Origin of the sequence: Dokdonella sp. (assembly GCF_036518555.1) — a bacterium.
In the GTDB taxonomy this organism is placed as follows: domain Bacteria; phylum Pseudomonadota; class Gammaproteobacteria; order Xanthomonadales; family Rhodanobacteraceae; genus Dokdonella_A.
In genome coordinates this window covers 1-16,474 of record NZ_DATDMY010000190.1, presented here as the reverse complement: position 1 = coordinate 16,474, position 16,474 = coordinate 1, and the positions used below count along the sequence as shown (strand labels likewise).

Here is a 16,474-nt window from a genome sequence, read left to right as displayed (position 1 = left end):
CTGGTCGTACGCCTTGAATTCGCCGCCGAACCGCTCCGCACCGATCTTCGTCAGCGCCGCCGTCAGCGTCGTCTTGCCGTGGTCGACGTGGCCGATCGTGCCCACGTTCACGTGCGGCTTCTTGCGCTCGAATTTTTCCTTCGACATGACTTTCTACCTCAGAAATTCGTGACTGGTGATTGGTGATTCGGAGAAAGCGGGATCCGTGCTCTTCCGAACCACGAATCCCGAATCACGAATCACGACTTTTTGATGACCGCTTCGGCGATGTTGTTCGGCGCCTCGGCGTAGTGGTCGAATTCCATCGTGAAGGTCGCGCGACCCTGCGACATCGAGCGCAGGCTGGTCGCGTAACCGAACATCTCGCCGAGCGGAACCATCGCGTTGATGACCTTGCCGGACGGCGAATCGTCCGAACCCTGCAGCACGCCGCGCCGGCGGCTCAGGTCGCCCATCACGTCGCCCATGTAGTCCTCGGGCGTGACCACCTCGACCTTCATGATCGGCTCGAGCAGCACCGGGCTGGCCTTGTTGAAGCCTTCCTTGAAGCCCATCGAACCGGCGATCTTGAACGCCATTTCGTTCGAGTCGACCTCGTGGTACGAACCGTCGACGAGCTTGATCTTGATGTCGACGACCGGGAAGCCCGCCATCGGACCACTGGTCATCGCCTCGCGGATGCCCTTGTCGACCGCTGGCACGTATTCCTTCGGCACGGAACCGCCGACCGTGACGTTCTCGAACAGATAGCCCGCGCCGCGCTGCTGCGGCTCGATCTCGAGAACCACGTGGCCGTACTGGCCCTTGCCGCCCGACTGGCGCACGAACTTGCCTTCCTGCTTGACCGCCTTGCGGATCGTCTCGCGGTAGGCAACCTGCGGCTTGCCGACGTTCGCCTCGACGTTGAACTCACGCTTCATGCGGTCGACGATGATCTCGAGGTGCAGTTCGCCCATGCCGGCGATGATCGTCTGGCCCGATTCCTCGTCCGAGCGGACGCGGAACGACGGATCTTCCTGCGCGAGGCGCGACAGGGCGATACCCATCTTTTCCTGGTCCGACTTCGTCTTCGGCTCGACCGCCATCGCGATCACCGGGTCCGGGAACGTCATCCGCTCGAGCGTGATCACATTGTCGGTCGCGCACAGCGTATCGCCGGTCGTGACGTCCTTGAGGCCGACCGCCGCGGCAATGTCGCCCGCGCGGACTTCCTTGATCTCGCTGCGTTCGGCTGCGTGCATCTGCAAGATGCGGCCGACGCGTTCCTTCCTGCTCTTGACCGGGTTGTAGACGGTATCGCCCGAGTTCAGCACGCCCGAATAGACGCGGAAGAACGTCAACGAACCGACGAACGGGTCGGTCATGATCTTGAACGCGAGCGCCGAGAACGGCGCCGCATCGTCGGCGTTACGCGAGTCTTCCTTCTCGTTCTCGTCGATGCCCTTGACCGGCGGACGATCCGACGGCGCGGGCAGGTAGCGCACGACCGCGTCGAGCATCGCCTGCACGCCCTTGTTCTTGAAGGCCGTGCCGCAGAACACCGGAATCAGCTTGTTGCCGATCACCGCGTCGCGGATGCCCGCATGGATCTCGTCCTCGGAAAGCGAACCTTCCTCGAGGTACTTGTTCATGAGCTCTTCCGACGTCTCGGCGGCCGACTCGACGAGGAACGAATGCGCCTTCTCGCAGACGTCCTTGAGATGCGCCGGAATGTCGCGGTATTCGAACGACATGCCCTGCGATTCGGCGTCCCAGTAGATCGCCTTCATCTTGACGAGATCGACCACGCCCTCGAAGGCGTCTTCGGCGCCGATCGGCACCTGCATCGGCACCGGGTGCGCGCCCAGGCGCGACTTCAGCTGCCCGACGACCTTGTCGAAGTCGGCACCGGTACGGTCCATCTTGTTGACGAACGCGAGGCGCGGCACGCCGTACTTGTTGGCCTGGCGCCACACGGTCTCGGACTGCGGCTGCACGCCGCCGACCGCGCACAGCACGAACACCGCGCCATCGAGCACGCGCAGCGAACGCTCGACTTCGATCGTGAAGTCGACGTGCCCGGGGGTGTCGATGATGTTGAAGCGATGCTGCGGGAACGAGCGATCCATGCCGGTCCAGAAGCAGGTCGTCGCGGCCGACGTGATCGTGATTCCGCGTTCCTGCTCCTGCTCCATCCAGTCCATCGTCGCGGCGCCCTCGTGCACCTCGCCAATCTTGTGATTGACGCCGGTGTAATAGAGGATGCGCTCGGTCGTGGTGGTCTTTCCGGCATCGATGTGGGCCATGATGCCGAAATTGCGGTAGCGCTCGATAGGTGTGGTGCGAGCCATTGTGATTACCTTTCCCGGGAGTCCTTCCCGCGATGGAGCAGCCTTCCCGGCTGCGGTACGAGTTCGGATACGGGGCGCCGGGCCCCGCATGCCGCGATCCGGGCGAATCGCGGGGCGCGCGAAACCGCTTACCAGCGGTAGTGCGAGAACGCCTTGTTCGCTTCCGCCATGCGGTGCGTCTCCTCGCGCTTCTTCACCGCGCCACCGCGGTTCTCGGAAGCCTCGAGCAGCTCGGCCGCGAGCTTGCGCGGCATCGTGTTCTCGCCGCGCTTGCGCGCCGCATCGATGAGCCAGCGCATCGCCAAAGCGGTGCGGCGCGTGGAACGCACTTCGACCGGCACCTGGTACGTCGCGCCGCCGACGCGGCGGGACTTGACCTCGACCGCCGGGGCGACATTGCTGAGTGCCTTCTCGACCAGCGCGACCGGCTCGGCATGCTTCTCGCCGATGTGATCGAGCGCGCCGTAGACGATCTTCTCCGCGACCGACTTCTTGCCGCTCTGCATCACCATGTTGATGAAGCGGGCGATGACCTGGCTGCCGTGCTTGGGGTCCGGCAGGAGCGTGCGCGTCGGGGTTTGACCTTTGCGTGACATAGATTCTTCTCAATGATGCGGCCACACGGGCCGCTTGATACTCAAGCGCTCGAGGCGCCTGTCGGATGGCGAGCGGATCAGCTCTTCGGGCGCTTCGCGCCGTACTTCGAACGGCTCTGGCGACGCTTGGTCACGCCGGCCGCATCGAGGCTGCCGCGCACGGTGTGATAGCGCACGCCCGGCAGGTCCTTCACGCGACCGCCACGGATGAGCACCACCGAGTGCTCCTGCAGGTTGTGGCCTTCGCCACCGATATAGCTGATGACCTCGAAGCCGTTCGTCAGGCGCACCTTGGCGACCTTGCGCAGAGCCGAATTCGGCTTCTTCGGCGTGGTCGTGTAGACGCGCGTGCAGACGCCGCGACGCTGCGGGCAGTTCGCGAGAGCCGGGGACGCGCTCTTGTACGTCTTCGGGCTACGCGGCTTGCGTACCAGCTGATTGACTGTTGACATGCGTTTGAACCGTGCCTGCGGGATCTTGAAAGGAGACCCGGAATCGTCCGGGAAACAAAAGGCAGGCCGAATGAATTCGGCCTGCCGAGACAAAAGAGTATAACGTGCGCCTAACGCAACGGTCAACCCGCCGCGTGTCCAGCGCCTCGCTCCCTGCCCTCGAACACGAGGCGAATCCTTCGCCTCTTTTCGATGTCGTCGTACCGCCCCGGCTGATCGCCACCCCGCTGCGGGGAGCTCCGGTTCGCCCGGAGGCCCGCTCTCGCAGGCCTGGTCGCATCAGCCCGCATGGGGCGCTGGATCAATGCGAATCGCCGTCTTCGGCGACCGCCTCGGCCACCGAACTCGTGGCACCCAGCGTTTCGCGCTCCTGCTCGGTCAATGCACCCTGCCTGCTGCGCCGCTGGGCGTGGTAGGCAAGACCGGTGCCGGCTGGAATCAAGCGTCCGACGATAACATTTTCCTTCAGGCCCCGCAAGGTATCGCGGGTGCCGCGCACGGCTGCCTCGGTGAGCACACGGGTGGTTTCCTGGAACGACGCGGCCGAGATGAACGACTCCGTCGCCAGCGACGCCTTCGTGATGCCGAGCAGCACCGGCAGCATCTCGGCCACGCGCTCGTTGCGCGCCTCCGCACGCGAGTTCTCCTCGAGCAGGCGCGAACGGTCGACCTGTTCGCCACGCAGGAAACGCGTGTCGCCCGCCTCGGCGATCTCCACCTTGCGCAGCATCTGGCGAATGATCGCTTCGATGTGCTTGTCGTTGATCTTCACGCCCTGCAGGCGGTAGACGTCCTGGATTTCCTTGACGAGGTAGGCCGCGAGCGGCTCGACGCCGAGCAGGCGCAGGATGTCGTGCGGATTCGGCTCACCGTCGACGATCGTCTCGCCCTTCTCGACGTGCTCGCCTTCGAACACGATCACGTGGCGCCACTTCGGAATCAGCTCCTCGTGCTCGTTGCCGTCCGTATCGCGGATGATCAGCCGCTGCTTGCCCTTGGTGTCCTTGCCGAAGCTGACCACGCCGGACCGCTCCGCCAGGATCGCCGGCTCCTTCGGCTTGCGTGCCTCGAACAGGTCGGCCACGCGCGGCAAGCCACCGGTGATGTCGCGCGTCTTCGACGTTTCCTGCGGAATACGCGCGACGACGTCGCCGACGCCGACCTCGGAGCCGTTCTGGAGCGACACGATCGCGCCCGCCGGCAGGAAGTACTGCGCCGGGATGTCCGTGCCGGGAAGCCGCAGTTCACCGCCCTTCTTGTCGACCAGGCGCACCATCGGGCGCAGGTCCTTGGCCGTGCCGCCACGACGCTTCGGATCCGTGACGACCGCACTCGCAAGGCCGGTCAGCTCGTCGACCTGCTCCTGCACGGTGATGCCGTCCTGGAAGTCGATGAAGCGGACCACACCCGCGACTTCCGACACGATCGGATGGGTATGCGGGTCCCACTTCGCGACGGTCTGGCCGGCCTTGACCGCGGCGCCATCCTTCGCGTCGATGACCGCGCCGTACGGCACCTTGTAGCGCTCGCGCTCGCGGCCGTGGGTGTCCATGACCGACAGTTCGCCCGAACGCGACACGGCGACCAGGTGGCCCGCGCTGTGCGCAACGGTCTTGAGGTTGGTGAACTTCAGCGTGCCGGTCGTCTTCACCTGCACGTTGTCGACCGCGGCGGCTCGCGACGCGGCGCCACCGATATGGAACGTTCGCATCGTCAGCTGGGTGCCCGGCTCGCCGATCGACTGCGCGGCGATGACGCCGACCGCTTCGCCGATGTTGACCAGGTGTCCTCGCGCGAGGTCACGCCCGTAGCACATCGCGCAGACGCCGAAGCGGGCATCGCAGGTGATCGGCGAGCGCACGAGCACCGACTGCACGCCGGCAACCTCGAGCTTGTCGACCATCGCCTCGTCGAGCAGCGAATTACGCGGAACGATCGGATCCTCGTCGTTGCCCGGCGCGAATACGTCCTCGGCGACCACGCGACCGAGCACGCGATCCTTCAGCGCCTCGACGACATCGCCGCCTTCGACGATCGGAGCCATCGTGAGGCCGGACTTGGTGTCGCAGTCGGTCTCGGTCACGACGACGTCCTGCGCGACGTCGACGAGTCGACGGGTCAGGTAGCCGGAGTTCGCGGTCTTCAGCGCCGTATCGGCGAGGCCCTTTCGGGCGCCGTGCGTCGAGTTGAAGTACTGCAGGACGTTCAGGCCCTCGCGGAAGTTCGCCTTGATCGGCGTCTCGATGATCGAGCCGTCCGGACGAGCCATCAGGCCACGCATGCCGGCCAGCTGGCGGATCTGCGCCGCGCTGCCTCGCGCACCCGAGTCGGCCATGATGAACAGCGAATTCATCGACTTCTGTTCGATCACTTCGCCCTTGCGGGTCTTGACCTTGTCGGAACCGATGCCGTCCATCATCGCCTTCGCGACGCGCTCGTTCGTGCGCGACCAGATGTCGACGACTTTGTTGTAGCGCTCGCCGGCGGTCACGAGGCCGGACTGGTACTGCTGCTGGATCTCCGTGACTTCCTTCTCGGCCTCTTCGAGGATGCCCTTCTTCTCGCCCGGGATCTTCATGTCGTCGATGCCGATCGACATGCCGGCGCGCGTCGCGTAGTGGAAGCCCGTGTACATGAGCTGGTCCGCGAACACGACCGTGTCCTTGAGGCCGAGGCGGCGATAGCACTGGTTGATCAGGCGCGAGATCGCCTTCTTCGTAAGCTCGATGTTGACGAGCGCGAACGGCAGTCCTTCGGGCAGGATCTCGGCGAGCAGCGCGCGACCGACCGTCGTGTCGACCAGGGTCGACTTCTCGGTGCGCGTGCCGTTGTCGTCGAACTCGACCTGGCGCAGGCGCACCTTGACCTTGGCGTGCAGCTCGACCGCGCGATTGTCGTAGGCGCGGTGGACTTCGGCGACATTGGCGAACGCCATGCCCTCGCCCTTCGCGTTCTCCAGCGCGCGCGTCATGTAGTACAGGCCGAGGACGACGTCCTGGGTCGGCACGATGATCGGCTCGCCGTTGGCGGGCGACAGGATGTTGTTCGTCGACATCATCAGCGCGCGCGCCTCGAGCTGCGCCTCGAGCGACAGCGGTACGTGCACGGCCATCTGGTCGCCGTCGAAGTCGGCGTTGAACGCCGTACAGACGAGCGGGTGCAGCTGGATGGCCTTGCCTTCGATGAGCACGGGCTCGAACGCCTGGATGCCGAGGCGGTGCAGCGTCGGTGCGCGATTGAGCAGCACCGGATGCTCGCGGATCACCTCCTCGAGGATGTCCCACACCTCCGCGCTCTCGCGCTCGACGAGCTTCTTCGCCGCCTTGATCGTGGTGGCGAGGCCACGGCGCTGCAGCTTGGAGAAGATGAACGGCTTGAACAGCTCGAGCGCCATCTTCTTCGGCAAACCGCACTGGTGCAGCTTCAGCGTCGGGCCGACCACGATGACCGAGCGGCCGGAGTAGTCGACGCGCTTGCCGAGCAGGTTCTGGCGGAAGCGCCCCTGCTTGCCCTTGATCATGTCCGCGAGCGACTTGAGCGGGCGCTTGTTGGTGCCCGTGATCGCGCGCCCGCGACGGCCGTTGTCCATCAACGCGTCGACCGCTTCCTGCAGCATGCGCTTCTCGTTGCGCACGATGATGTCGGGTGCGTTGAGCTCGAGCAGGCGCTTGAGGCGGTTATTGCGGTTGATGACGCGGCGATACAGGTCGTTGAGATCCGAAGTGGCGAAACGGCCACCGTCGAGCGGCACGAGCGGACGCAGGTCGGGCGGCAGCACCGGCAGCACGGTCAGCACCATGAACTCCGGGCGGTTGCCCGACTCGAGGAAGGCCTCGACCAGCTTGATGCGCTTGCTGAGTCGCTTGAGCTTGGTCTCGGAGTTCGTCGCGGCGATCTCTTCGCGGAGCTTGATCAGTTCCTGGTTGAGGTCGATCGTCTTGAGCAACTCGTAGACAGCCTCGGCGCCCATGCGCGCATCGAATTCGTCGCCGTGCTCCTCGACCGACTGCAGGTACTGTTCCTCGTTCAGCAGCTGGCCGCGCTCGAGCGCGGTCAGGCCCGGGTCGACCACGACGTACGCTTCGAAGTAGAGGATGCGCTCGATGTCGCGCAACGTCATGTCGAGCATGAGGCCGATGCGCGACGGCAGCGACTTCAGGAACCAGATGTGCGCCGTCGGCGACGCCAGCTCGATGTGGCCCATGCGCTCGCGGCGCACCTTGGCGAGGGTGACTTCGGTGCCGCACTTCTCGCACACGACGCCGCGGTGCTTCATGCGCTTGTACTTGCCGCACAGGCACTCGTAGTCCTTGATCGGGCCGAAGATCGCGGCGCAGAACAGGCCGTCACGCTCGGGCTTGAACGTGCGGTAGTTGATGGTCTCGGGCTTCTTCACCTCGCCGAACGACCACGAGCGGATCAGGTCGGGCGAAGCCAGCGCGATCTTGATCGAATCGAAATCGAGCGACTGGCGCTGCTGGTTGAAGAGATTGAGAAGGTCTTTCATTTGGATATCTCCGGATGGAGCAATTCTTTCGAAGAAGGCCGAAGGCTGAGAGCGGAGGGCTGGAGATCGGGAGCGGCGAGGCTTGCGTGCTTTTCAGCCCTCCGCCCCCGGTCGCCAGCCATGCTTCGATCAGCGCTCTTCCAGCTCCATGTTGATCGCCAGCGAGCGGATTTCCTTCACGAGCACATTGAAGGACTCCGGCATGCCGGCCACCATCTCGTGGTCGCCGTCGACGATGTTCTTGTACATCTGGTTGCGGCCCGACACGTCGTCGGACTTGACCGTCAGCATCTCCTGCAGCGTGTACGCCGCGCCGTACGCCTCCAGCGCCCAGACTTCCATTTCGCCGAAGCGCTGGCCGCCGAACTGCGCCTTGCCGCCGAGCGGCTGCTGCGTGACGAGCGAATACGGACCGGTCGAACGCGCGTGCATCTTGTCGTCGACGAGATGGTTGAGCTTGAGCATGTGCATGTAACCGACCGTCACCGGGCGATCGAACGCTTCGCCGGTACGGCCGTCGTACAGCATGGTCTGGCCGGACTCGGGCAGGTCCGCAAGCTTCAGCATCGCCTTGATCTCCTCCTCGAACGCGCCGTCGAACACCGGCGTCGCCATCGGCACGCCTTCCGTGAGGTTCTGCGCGAGCGCAAGCAGTTCCTCGTCGGTGAGCGACTTCAGGTTGACGTGGTGCCCGGCCGCGGCCTCCTTGGACGCATTCGAGTTGTAGACCTCGTCGAGGAACTTGCGCAGCTCCGCGACCTTGGCCTGCGCCTTGATCATGCGGTCGATCTTTTCCCCAAGGCCCTTCGCGGCCCAGCCGAGATGGACTTCGAGGATCTGCCCGATGTTCATTCGCGACGGCACGCCGAGCGGATTCAGCACGATGTCGACCGGACGGCCGTCCTTCGCGTACGGCATGTCCTCGACCGGCACGATCATCGACACGACACCCTTGTTGCCGTGGCGACCGGCCATCTTGTCGCCCGGCTGGATGCGGCGCTTAACGGCCAGGTAGACCTTGACCATCTTGAGCACGCCCGGTGCGAGGTCGTCGCCGGCGGTGATCTTCGCCTGCTTCGCCTTGAAGCGCTGGTCGAACTCCTCCTTGTGGCGCTTGACCTGCTCCTGCGCGCGCTCGAGGAACTCGGCGGCGTCCTCGTCCTTCATGCGGATCGCGAACCACTCGTCCTTCTTCAGGCCGTCGAGGTACTCGTCGGTGATCTCCGCGCCCTTCTTCAGGGTGCCCGGGCCGCCGTTGGCGACCTTGCCGACGAGCGCCACGCGCAGGCGGTTGTAGATCGCGCCTTCGAGGATGCGGAACTGGTCGTCGAAGTCCTTCTTGATGCGCTTGATCTCCATCTCTTCGATCTGGCGCGCACGCTTGTCCTTCTCGATGCCGTCGCGGGTGAACACGGTGACGTCGATGACGGTGCCGTCCATGCCCGGCGGCACGCGCAACGAGCTGTCCTTCACGTCGGAGGCCTTCTCGCCGAAGATCGCGCGCAGCAGCTTCTCTTCTGGCGTCAGCTGCGACTCGCCCTTTGGCGTGACCTTGCCGACGAGGATGTCTCCCGCCTTCACTTCGGCGCCGATATAGACGACGCCAGACTCGTCGAGGCGCGCGAGCGCCTGCTCGCCGACGTTCGGGATGTCGGCCGAGATCTCCTCCGGGCCGAGCTTGGTGTCGCGCGCGACGCAGGTGAGCTCTTCGATGTGGATCGTCGTGTAGCGATCTTCCTCGACCACGCGCTCGGACAGCAGGATCGAGTCCTCGAAGTTGTAGCCGTTCCAGGGCATGAACGCGACCAGCATGTTCTGGCCGAGCGCAAGCTCGCCGAGATCGGTCGACGAACCATCCGCGAGTACGTCTCCGCGCTCGACGCGATCGCCCACGTTGACGAGCGGACGCTGGTTCAGGTTCGTGTTCTGGTTCGAACGCGTGTACTTGGTCAGCGTGTAGATGTCGACGCCGGCATCGCTCTCGCCGATCTCGTCCTCGTTCACGCGCACGACGATGCGGCCCGCGTCGACCTGGTCGATCACGCCGGCACGCCTGGCGGCCACGGTGACGCCGGAGTCGCGCGCGACAGCGCGTTCGATGCCGGTGCCGACCAGCGGCGTCTGCGAGCGCAGCGTCGGGACGGCCTGGCGCTGCATGTTCGCGCCCATCAGCGCGCGGTTGGCGTCGTCATGCTCGAGGAACGGAACCAGCGCCGCGGCGACCGACACGGTCTGCATCGGCGATACGTCCATGTAATTGATCTCGCTGGCCGGACGCAGCTCCGATTCGCCGCGGAAGCGGCACGAGACGAAGTCTTCGACGAACGTGCCGTCCTTGTTCAGCGGCGAGTTCGCCTGCGCGATCACGTATTCGCCTTCGTCGATCGCCGACAGGTACTCGACCTGATTGGTGATCTTGCCGTTGTTGACCTTGCGGTACGGCGTCTCGAGGAAGCCGTAGTCGTTGGTGCGCGCGTAGACGGCAAGCGAGTTGATCAGGCCGATGTTCGGGCCTTCCGGCGTTTCGATCGTGCAGACGCGACCGTAATGGGTCGGGTGCACGTCGCGCACCTCGAAGCCCGCGCGCTCGCGCGTGAGGCCGCCGGGACCGAGCGCCGAGACGCGACGCTTGTGCGTGACCTCCGACAGCGGGTTGTTCTGGTCCATGAACTGCGACAGCTGCGAGGAGCCGAAGAACTCCTTCACCGCGGCCGCGACCGGCTTGGCGTTGATGAGGTCCTGCGGCGTCAGGCCGTCGGCCTCCGCCAGCGACAGGCGCTCCTTCACCGCGCGTTCGACGCGCACGAGGCCGATGCGGAACACGTTCTCGGCCATCTCGCCGACCGAACGCACGCGACGGTTGCCGAGGTGGTCGATGTCGTCGACGATGCCGCGACCGTTACGGATCTCGATCAGCACCTTGATCACGTCGAGGATGTCGGAACCCGCGCCGAATTCCTTCACCAGCGACTTCGACATCTCGTCTCCGCGCTCGCCGAAGTACTTGCCGTCGTAGAGGATGCCGGGACCCCTGTCGTCCTTGCGGCCGACGCGGCGGTTGAACTTCATGCGGCCGACTCGATCGAGGTCGTAGCGCTCGGCCGAGAAGAACAGGTTCTGGAACAGGTTCTGCGCGGCATCCTTGGTCGGCGGCTCGCCCGGGCGCATCATGCGGTAGATCTCGACGAGCGCTTCGAGCGGCGTCTTCGAAGGATCGATGCGCAGCGTCTTGGAGATGTAGTCGCCGCGATCGAGGTCGTTGACCCACAGCGTGGCGATCTTGTCGACGCCGGCCTTGCGGAACGCCTCGAGGTGCGCGTCGTTGAGTTCGTCGTTCGCCGACGCGAGCAGCTCGCCGGTCTTGGTGTCGACGACGTCGTGCGCGAGGATGCGGCCGACGAGGTACTCGTCGGGCACCTCGAGCGACTTGATCGAGGCCTTTTCGAGCTGCTTCACGTGGCGTGCGGTGATGCGCTTGCCGGCTTCGACGACGACCGCGTCGTCAATGCGCAGGTCGAAGTTCAGCGTTTCGCCACGCAGGCGCTCGGCGACGAGATCCAGCCTGGCGCTGTCCTTCTTGCCGAGATGGAACACGTTGTGCTCGAAGAAGATCGCGAGCATTTCCTCGTTGGTGTAGCCGAGCGCGCGCAGCAGCACCGTCACCGGCAGCTTGCGGCGGCGATCGATGCGGGTGAACAGCGCGTCCTTCGGGTCGAATTCGAAATCGAGCCACGAGCCACGATAAGGGATCACGCGTGCGCTGTAGAGCAGCTTGCCCGAGCTGTGGGTCTTGCCGCGATCGTGGTCGAAGAACACGCCCGGCGAACGATGCAGCTGCGACACGATGACGCGTTCGGTGCCGTTGACGATGAAGGTGCCGGTATCGGTCATCAGGGGCAGTTCGCCCATGTAGACCTCCTGCTCCTTGACGTACTTGATCGCCTTGTTCGACGACTCCTTGTCGTAGATGACGAGGCGCACGGTCACGCGCAGCGGCGCGCCGTAGCTCATGCCGCGCGAGCGGCACTCACGCTCGTCAAACGGCGGCTCGCCGAGGCGGTAGTTGACGTACTCGAGCGCCGCACTGCCGGAGTAGCTCGTGATCGGGAACACCGAACGCAGCGCCGCATGCAGGCCCTTGTCCTCGCGCGCGTTCGGTTCGACCTCGGCCTGCAGGAACTCGCGATACGAGTCGACCTGGATGGCCAGCAGGAAAGGAACACCGAGCACCGGCGGACGCTTGCCGAAGTCCTTGCGGATACGCTTCTTTTCGGTGAAGGAGTAGGTCGTCTGAGTCATGAGGAGCACACCTCGTACAGCGCGCGACGGCGGCACGTCGCTGGAAGAAAACCGGCGGAAAAACGGACATCGGAAATGGCGCGGCGAACCCCCTTACATGAGGACTCCGTCGCAATTTCCCATGCCCGCTTCGGCATCGCGGGAACGGGCAAAGCCCGGGAGCTTTCGCCCCCAGGCTTGGCTTCACTTGGCTGCAGCAGCAGGCAACGCGATTCGCGCGTCGCTTACTTCACTTCGACGGTAGCGCCGGCAGCCTCGAGATCCTTCTTGAACTTCGCGGCGTCGTCCTTCGACACGCCTTCCTTGAGGACGCCACCGGCCTCGGTGAGGTCCTTGGCTTCCTTGAGGCCGAGACCCGTGATCGCGCGGACGGCCTTGATCACGTCGACCTTCTTCTCGCCCGCGCTCTTCAGCACGACGGTGAATTCGGTCTGCTCCTCGGCCGGCGCGGCAGCGGCGGCAGCCGGACCCGCGACGGCGACCGGAGCGGCAGCGGAGACGCCGAACTTCTCTTCGATCGCCTTGACCAGCTCCATGACTTCCATGAGGGTCTTCGAGGCGACGGCTTCGACGATTTGTTCGTTGGAAAGGGACATTGGTATTTACCTCGGTGAATATTCTGGAAAGGGTTCAGCGTGGGTCGCCGGAGAGCGGGCTCAGGCCGTCTCGGCCGGAGCGGCTTCGCCACCGCCCTGCTTGTCGGCCACCGCCTTGACCGCACGGGCGAACATGGCCGCCGGTTCGGCGAGCGCGCGAGCCAGCATGCCGAGCGCCTGCTCGAGCGTGGGCAGCGAAGCGAGCACGTCGACGTGGCTGGCCGGATACTGCTGGCCACCGACGACGACGACCTTCGCCTTCAGCTTGTCGTTGCTCTTGGCGAATTCCTTGATCAGGCGACCAGCTGCACCCGGCTCCTCGTTCGAGAAGGCGTAAAGCAGCGGACCGACCAGGGAATCCTTGACGCACTCGTACTCGGTGCCGGCGACGGCACGCGAGGCCAGGGTGTTCTTCACGACCTTGAGGAACACGCCCGTCTCGCGAGCCTTCTTGCGCATCGCGGTCATCTGCTCGACCGTGGTGCCCGCGTACTCGACCGCAACGAGGGAGTGGGCCCTGGCGGCGACTTCAGCCAGTTCCGCGACAACTTCTTTCTTCTGGGACAGATTGAGAGCCATTAGCACTCCTCCAATTGAACTCCGCGCACGGCTCGCGCCGCGGCGGTCCTGAACGGCATCCTTCCTGGACGCCGGGGACGCAGGGAAGCGTCCCGGTGGTGGCCTGTCTGACTGGTCTGCCCAGAGGCGGTGAACCAGATTTTTCCAGGAGGCGACACCATCTGCGCAGGCTGGGTTTTTGAGGCTTCGCCGACGGGATCGGGACGATCCATGCCACTCGTGCTTCCTTGCGTCCCGACCACGTCGTTTAGGCCGCCTGCGGTCTTTGACGGCTCCCGCTCGCGCGGTCGCCCTCAAAATTTCGCTGCTGCCCGGCGATCCCGCGGATCGCCGTCACATCCCTGCCGGGGTCGGCAGGCGAGCCGGTCGCGGACGAGCCGCGCCGGCCCCGTTCCTTCGATCAGACCGCGACCGACGAAGGATCGACCGCCACGCCGACGCCCATCGTGCTCGAGATCGATACCTTCTGCAGGTACTGGCCCTTGGCCGACGCCGGCTTCGCCTTCTGCAGGTCGGCCAGCAGCGCGTTCAGGTTGTCCTTCAATGCGCCCGCCTCGAACGAGGCCTTGCCGATCGAGCAATGCACGATGCCGGCCTTGTCGTTGCGGAACTTGACCTGGCCCGCCTTCGCATTCTTCACCGCGGTGACGACGTCGGCTGCGACGGAGCCATCCTTCGGGTTCGGCATGAGGCCACGCGGGCCGAGCAACTGGCCGAGCTTGCCGACCACGCGCATCGCATCCGGCGTCGCGATCACGCGACCGAAGTCGAGATCGCCGCCCTGCATGCGCTCGGCGAGGTCCTCCATGCCGACGGCATCGGCGCCCGCGGCCTTCGCCGCTTCCGCCTTCTCGCCCGGCGGGCAGAACACCGCGACCTTGACCGTCTTGCCGGTACCGTGCGGCAGCATGACCGAACCGCGAACGCCCTGGTCGGACTTCTTGGCGTCGATGCCGAGGCGCACGGCCACGTCGACAGACTCGGGGAACTTGGCCTTCGCGCCTTCCTTGACGATCTTGAGGGCTTCGTCGATCGAGTAGACCTTGCCCGGGGTGACCTTCGCGCTGAGCGCCTTGTAACGCTTGCTGATCTTCATGCTCATGTTCAGATCTCCGACACCAGGCCCATGCTGCGCGCGCTGCCCGCAATCGTGCGGACGGCGGCATCGAGGTCGGCCGCGGTGAGGTCGGGCTCCTTCGCCTTGGCGATGTCCTCGAGCTGCTTGCGCGTGACCTTGCCCACCTTCTCGGTGTTCGGGCGCTTGGAGCCCGAGGTGATGCCTGCGGCCTTCTTCAGCAGGATCGTCGCCGGTGGCGTCTTCGTGATGAACGTGAACGTACGGTCGGAGTACGCGGTGATCACGACCGGAATCGGCAGGCCCGGCTCGAGCTTCTGCGTCGCGGCGTTGAACGCCTTGCAGAACTCCATGATGTTCAGGCCGCGCTGGCCGAGGGCGGGGCCCACGGGCGGCGACGGATTGGCCTGACCGGCCTTCACCTGCAACTTGATGTAACCGACTACTTTCTTTGCCATTGCTCGTTCTCCGGGTGCAAACGCCTGTTGGTCAGGCTCCCCATCGCGCCGGGATCGTCGTTGTCGAAAGCGGCGCGTGTCCCGGCATCACGTCGCATCTCCGTCTGCGCCGACGGCCGCACGAGGCGGCCGGTCGCAGTCCCGGCCAAGCAGGGAGCCGGAAAGTATAGCAGGTTTTCAAGCCCGTCGGGCGCGGCTCACGCCTTCTCGACTTGGCCGAATTCCAGTTCGACCGGAGTGGACCGGCCGAAGATGAGCACCGCCACGCGCAGGCGGCTCTTCTCGTAGTTGACCTCTTCGACCACGCCGTTGAAGTCGTTGAACGGCCCTTCGATGACGCGCACCATCTCGCCCGGTTCGAACAGCACTTTCGGACGCGGCTTCTCGGCGCCTTCCTGCACGCGCTGCAGGATGCCTTCCGCTTCGGAATCCTTGATCGGCAACGGACGGTCGGCGGTACCACCGATGAAGCCCATGACTTTCGGCGTTTCCTTGACGAGATGCCACGACTCGTCGTCGATCTTCAGCGCCTTGCCTTCGTCATGCGTTTCGATCTGCACGAGCACGTAGCCGGGGAAGAACTTCCGCTCGCTGCGGCGCTTCTGCCCACCGCGCATCTCGATCACTTCTTCGGTCGGAACCAGCACTTCGCCGAACTTCTCCTGCATGCCCGCGCGCGCGACTCGCTCCTTGAGCGAGCGTGCGACCGTATGCTCGAAGCCCGAATAGGCATGGACCACGTACCAGCGCTTGCTCATGCCTGCTCCTCAGCGCCCGAGCTTCAGCAGATGGTCGAGGACCACCCACTTCAGCATCAGGTCGATCAGACCGAGCAGGAGGCTCAGGATGATCACGACGACGACGATGACCAGCGTCGTGCGCACGGTCTCGTCGGTGGTGGGCCATACGACCTTGCGCAGCTCGAACTGCGACTCGGCAAGATATTCTCGCACCGTGCGACCGACCCCGGTGAAGGCACCGACCGCGGCGGAAGCGAGCACGCCGGCCACGAGCATGCCGAAGCGCGCCCATCCGTTCCAGTCCGCGAAGTAATAGTAGGCGACCAGCCCCGCCACCAGCAGCGCACCCGCGAGCACGAGCTTGACGATGTCGAGCGCGTTCGACGAACCAGCTTTTTCGACCTTGGCGTTCATATCTCGTGCGACTCACCCGGCCGCGGTCGCGCTCGCGCGCGTGCCGACTCACCGATTTCCGTCGCCTGCTTCCTCGTCGTGTGGCACGCCAGGAGGGACTCGAACCCCCAACCTGCGGTTTTGGAGACCGCTGCTCTGCCAATTGAGCTACTGGCGTAGGCTTTTGCGGTCTTCCGTGACCGCCAAGAACGGACCAGCATCCATGCCGGACGTGTCACGAACAGCCGATGGCGGTGCAGGACCGGTAGTTTCGCCCATCGGCGAAACGTATACCGCGCCGCCGACCCCGGCCCTTACTGGACGATCTTCGCCACCACGCCGGCGCCGACCGTGCGGCCGCCCTCGCGGATCGCGAAGCGCAGGCCCTCGTCCATCGCGATCGGCGCGATCAGCGTCACCACCATCTTCACGTTGTCGCCCGGCATGAC

General features: G+C 65.0%; 12 protein-coding genes, 1 tRNA gene and 1 pseudogene. All 14 read right to left on the bottom strand.

Features of this window, described 5'->3' with window-relative positions; genetic code table 11:
* Nucleotides 1-147 (bottom strand): GTP-binding protein (locus VI238_RS10890; protein WP_331651203.1); only part of this gene is annotated, 147 nt, incomplete at its 3' end.
* A 92-nt stretch (nt 148-239) separates the two neighbouring features.
* On the bottom strand, nt 240-2,330 hold the full coding sequence (gene fusA, locus VI238_RS10885; protein ID WP_331651199.1) for an elongation factor G: 2,091 nt from the start codon (nt 2,328-2,330) through the stop codon (nt 240-242).
* 128 nt (nt 2,331-2,458) lie between these two features.
* On the bottom strand, nt 2,459-2,926 hold the full coding sequence (gene rpsG / locus VI238_RS10880) for a 30S ribosomal protein S7 (RefSeq protein WP_331651197.1): 468 nt from the start codon (nt 2,924-2,926) through the stop codon (nt 2,459-2,461).
* A 77-nt stretch (nt 2,927-3,003) separates the two neighbouring features.
* Entirely contained in the window at nt 3,004-3,378 is a 375-nt protein-coding gene (gene rpsL / locus VI238_RS10875; RefSeq protein WP_182531202.1) for a 30S ribosomal protein S12, read from the bottom strand.
* Nucleotides 3,379-3,679: 301 nt separating this feature from the next.
* A complete protein-coding gene (gene rpoC / locus VI238_RS10870; RefSeq protein ID WP_331651195.1) occupies nt 3,680-7,885 on the bottom strand; it encodes a DNA-directed RNA polymerase subunit beta' in 4,206 nt (1,401 codons plus the stop codon).
* A gap of 129 nt (nt 7,886-8,014) precedes the next feature.
* Nucleotides 8,015-12,184 (bottom strand): DNA-directed RNA polymerase subunit beta, encoded by a 4,170-nt coding sequence (gene rpoB / locus VI238_RS10865; RefSeq protein ID WP_331651194.1) that lies wholly within the window; start codon nt 12,182-12,184, stop codon nt 8,015-8,017.
* 224 nt (nt 12,185-12,408) lie between these two features.
* Nucleotides 12,409-12,780: a 50S ribosomal protein L7/L12 gene (gene rplL / locus VI238_RS10860; RefSeq protein ID WP_182531205.1), complete on the bottom strand. Its 372-nt coding sequence runs from the start codon at nt 12,778-12,780 to the stop codon at nt 12,409-12,411.
* 60 nt (nt 12,781-12,840) lie between these two features.
* Nucleotides 12,841-13,359 carry a 50S ribosomal protein L10 gene (gene rplJ / locus VI238_RS10855; protein WP_331651191.1) on the bottom strand — a complete coding sequence of 173 codons (519 nt, stop codon included), beginning with the start codon at nt 13,357-13,359 and terminating at the stop codon, nt 12,841-12,843.
* A 400-nt stretch (nt 13,360-13,759) separates the two neighbouring features.
* Nucleotides 13,760-14,455 carry a 50S ribosomal protein L1 gene (rplA, locus tag VI238_RS10850; RefSeq protein ID WP_331651201.1) on the bottom strand — a complete coding sequence of 232 codons (696 nt, stop codon included), beginning with the start codon at nt 14,453-14,455 and terminating at the stop codon, nt 13,760-13,762.
* A gap of 8 nt (nt 14,456-14,463) precedes the next feature.
* Nucleotides 14,464-14,892: a 50S ribosomal protein L11 gene (gene rplK, locus VI238_RS10845; RefSeq protein WP_182518765.1), complete on the bottom strand. Its 429-nt coding sequence runs from the start codon at nt 14,890-14,892 to the stop codon at nt 14,464-14,466.
* Between the two features lie 197 nt (nt 14,893-15,089).
* The gene (nusG, locus tag VI238_RS10840) at nt 15,090-15,650 is read right to left on the bottom strand and encodes a transcription termination/antitermination protein NusG (RefSeq protein ID WP_131995014.1); all 561 of its coding nucleotides are present in this window, start codon (nt 15,648-15,650) and stop codon (nt 15,090-15,092) included.
* Between the two features lie 9 nt (nt 15,651-15,659).
* The gene (gene secE / locus VI238_RS10835; RefSeq protein ID WP_331651187.1) at nt 15,660-16,046 is read right to left on the bottom strand and encodes a preprotein translocase subunit SecE; all 387 of its coding nucleotides are present in this window, start codon (nt 16,044-16,046) and stop codon (nt 15,660-15,662) included.
* Nucleotides 16,047-16,127: 81 nt separating this feature from the next.
* A tRNA-Trp gene (locus VI238_RS10830) sits at nt 16,128-16,203 on the bottom strand.
* A gap of 136 nt (nt 16,204-16,339) precedes the next feature.
* Nucleotides 16,340-16,474, bottom strand: a pseudogene (tuf, locus tag VI238_RS10825) (elongation factor Tu); the annotation flags it as partial.

Coding starts and splice junctions, on each gene's coding strand:
- fusA (WP_331651199.1), bottom strand. CDS start 2,330: ATGGCTCGCACCACACCTATCGAGCGCTACCGCAATTTCGGCATCATG.
- rpsG (WP_331651197.1), bottom strand. CDS start 2,926: ATGTCACGCAAAGGTCAAACCCCGACGCGCACGCTCCTGCCGGACCCC.
- rpsL (WP_182531202.1), bottom strand. CDS start 3,378: ATGTCAACAGTCAATCAGCTGGTACGCAAGCCGCGTAGCCCGAAGACG.
- rpoC (WP_331651195.1), bottom strand. CDS start 7,885: ATGAAAGACCTTCTCAATCTCTTCAACCAGCAGCGCCAGTCGCTCGAT.
- rpoB (WP_331651194.1), bottom strand. CDS start 12,184: ATGACTCAGACGACCTACTCCTTCACCGAAAAGAAGCGTATCCGCAAG.
- rplL (WP_182531205.1), bottom strand. CDS start 12,780: ATGTCCCTTTCCAACGAACAAATCGTCGAAGCCGTCGCCTCGAAGACC.
- rplJ (WP_331651191.1), bottom strand. CDS start 13,359: ATGGCTCTCAATCTGTCCCAGAAGAAAGAAGTTGTCGCGGAACTGGCT.
- rplA (WP_331651201.1), bottom strand. CDS start 14,455: ATGAAGATCAGCAAGCGTTACAAGGCGCTCAGCGCGAAGGTCACCCCG.
- rplK (WP_182518765.1), bottom strand. CDS start 14,892: ATGGCAAAGAAAGTAGTCGGTTACATCAAGTTGCAGGTGAAGGCCGGT.
- nusG (WP_131995014.1), bottom strand. CDS start 15,650: ATGAGCAAGCGCTGGTACGTGGTCCATGCCTATTCGGGCTTCGAGCAT.
- secE (WP_331651187.1), bottom strand. CDS start 16,046: ATGAACGCCAAGGTCGAAAAAGCTGGTTCGTCGAACGCGCTCGACATC.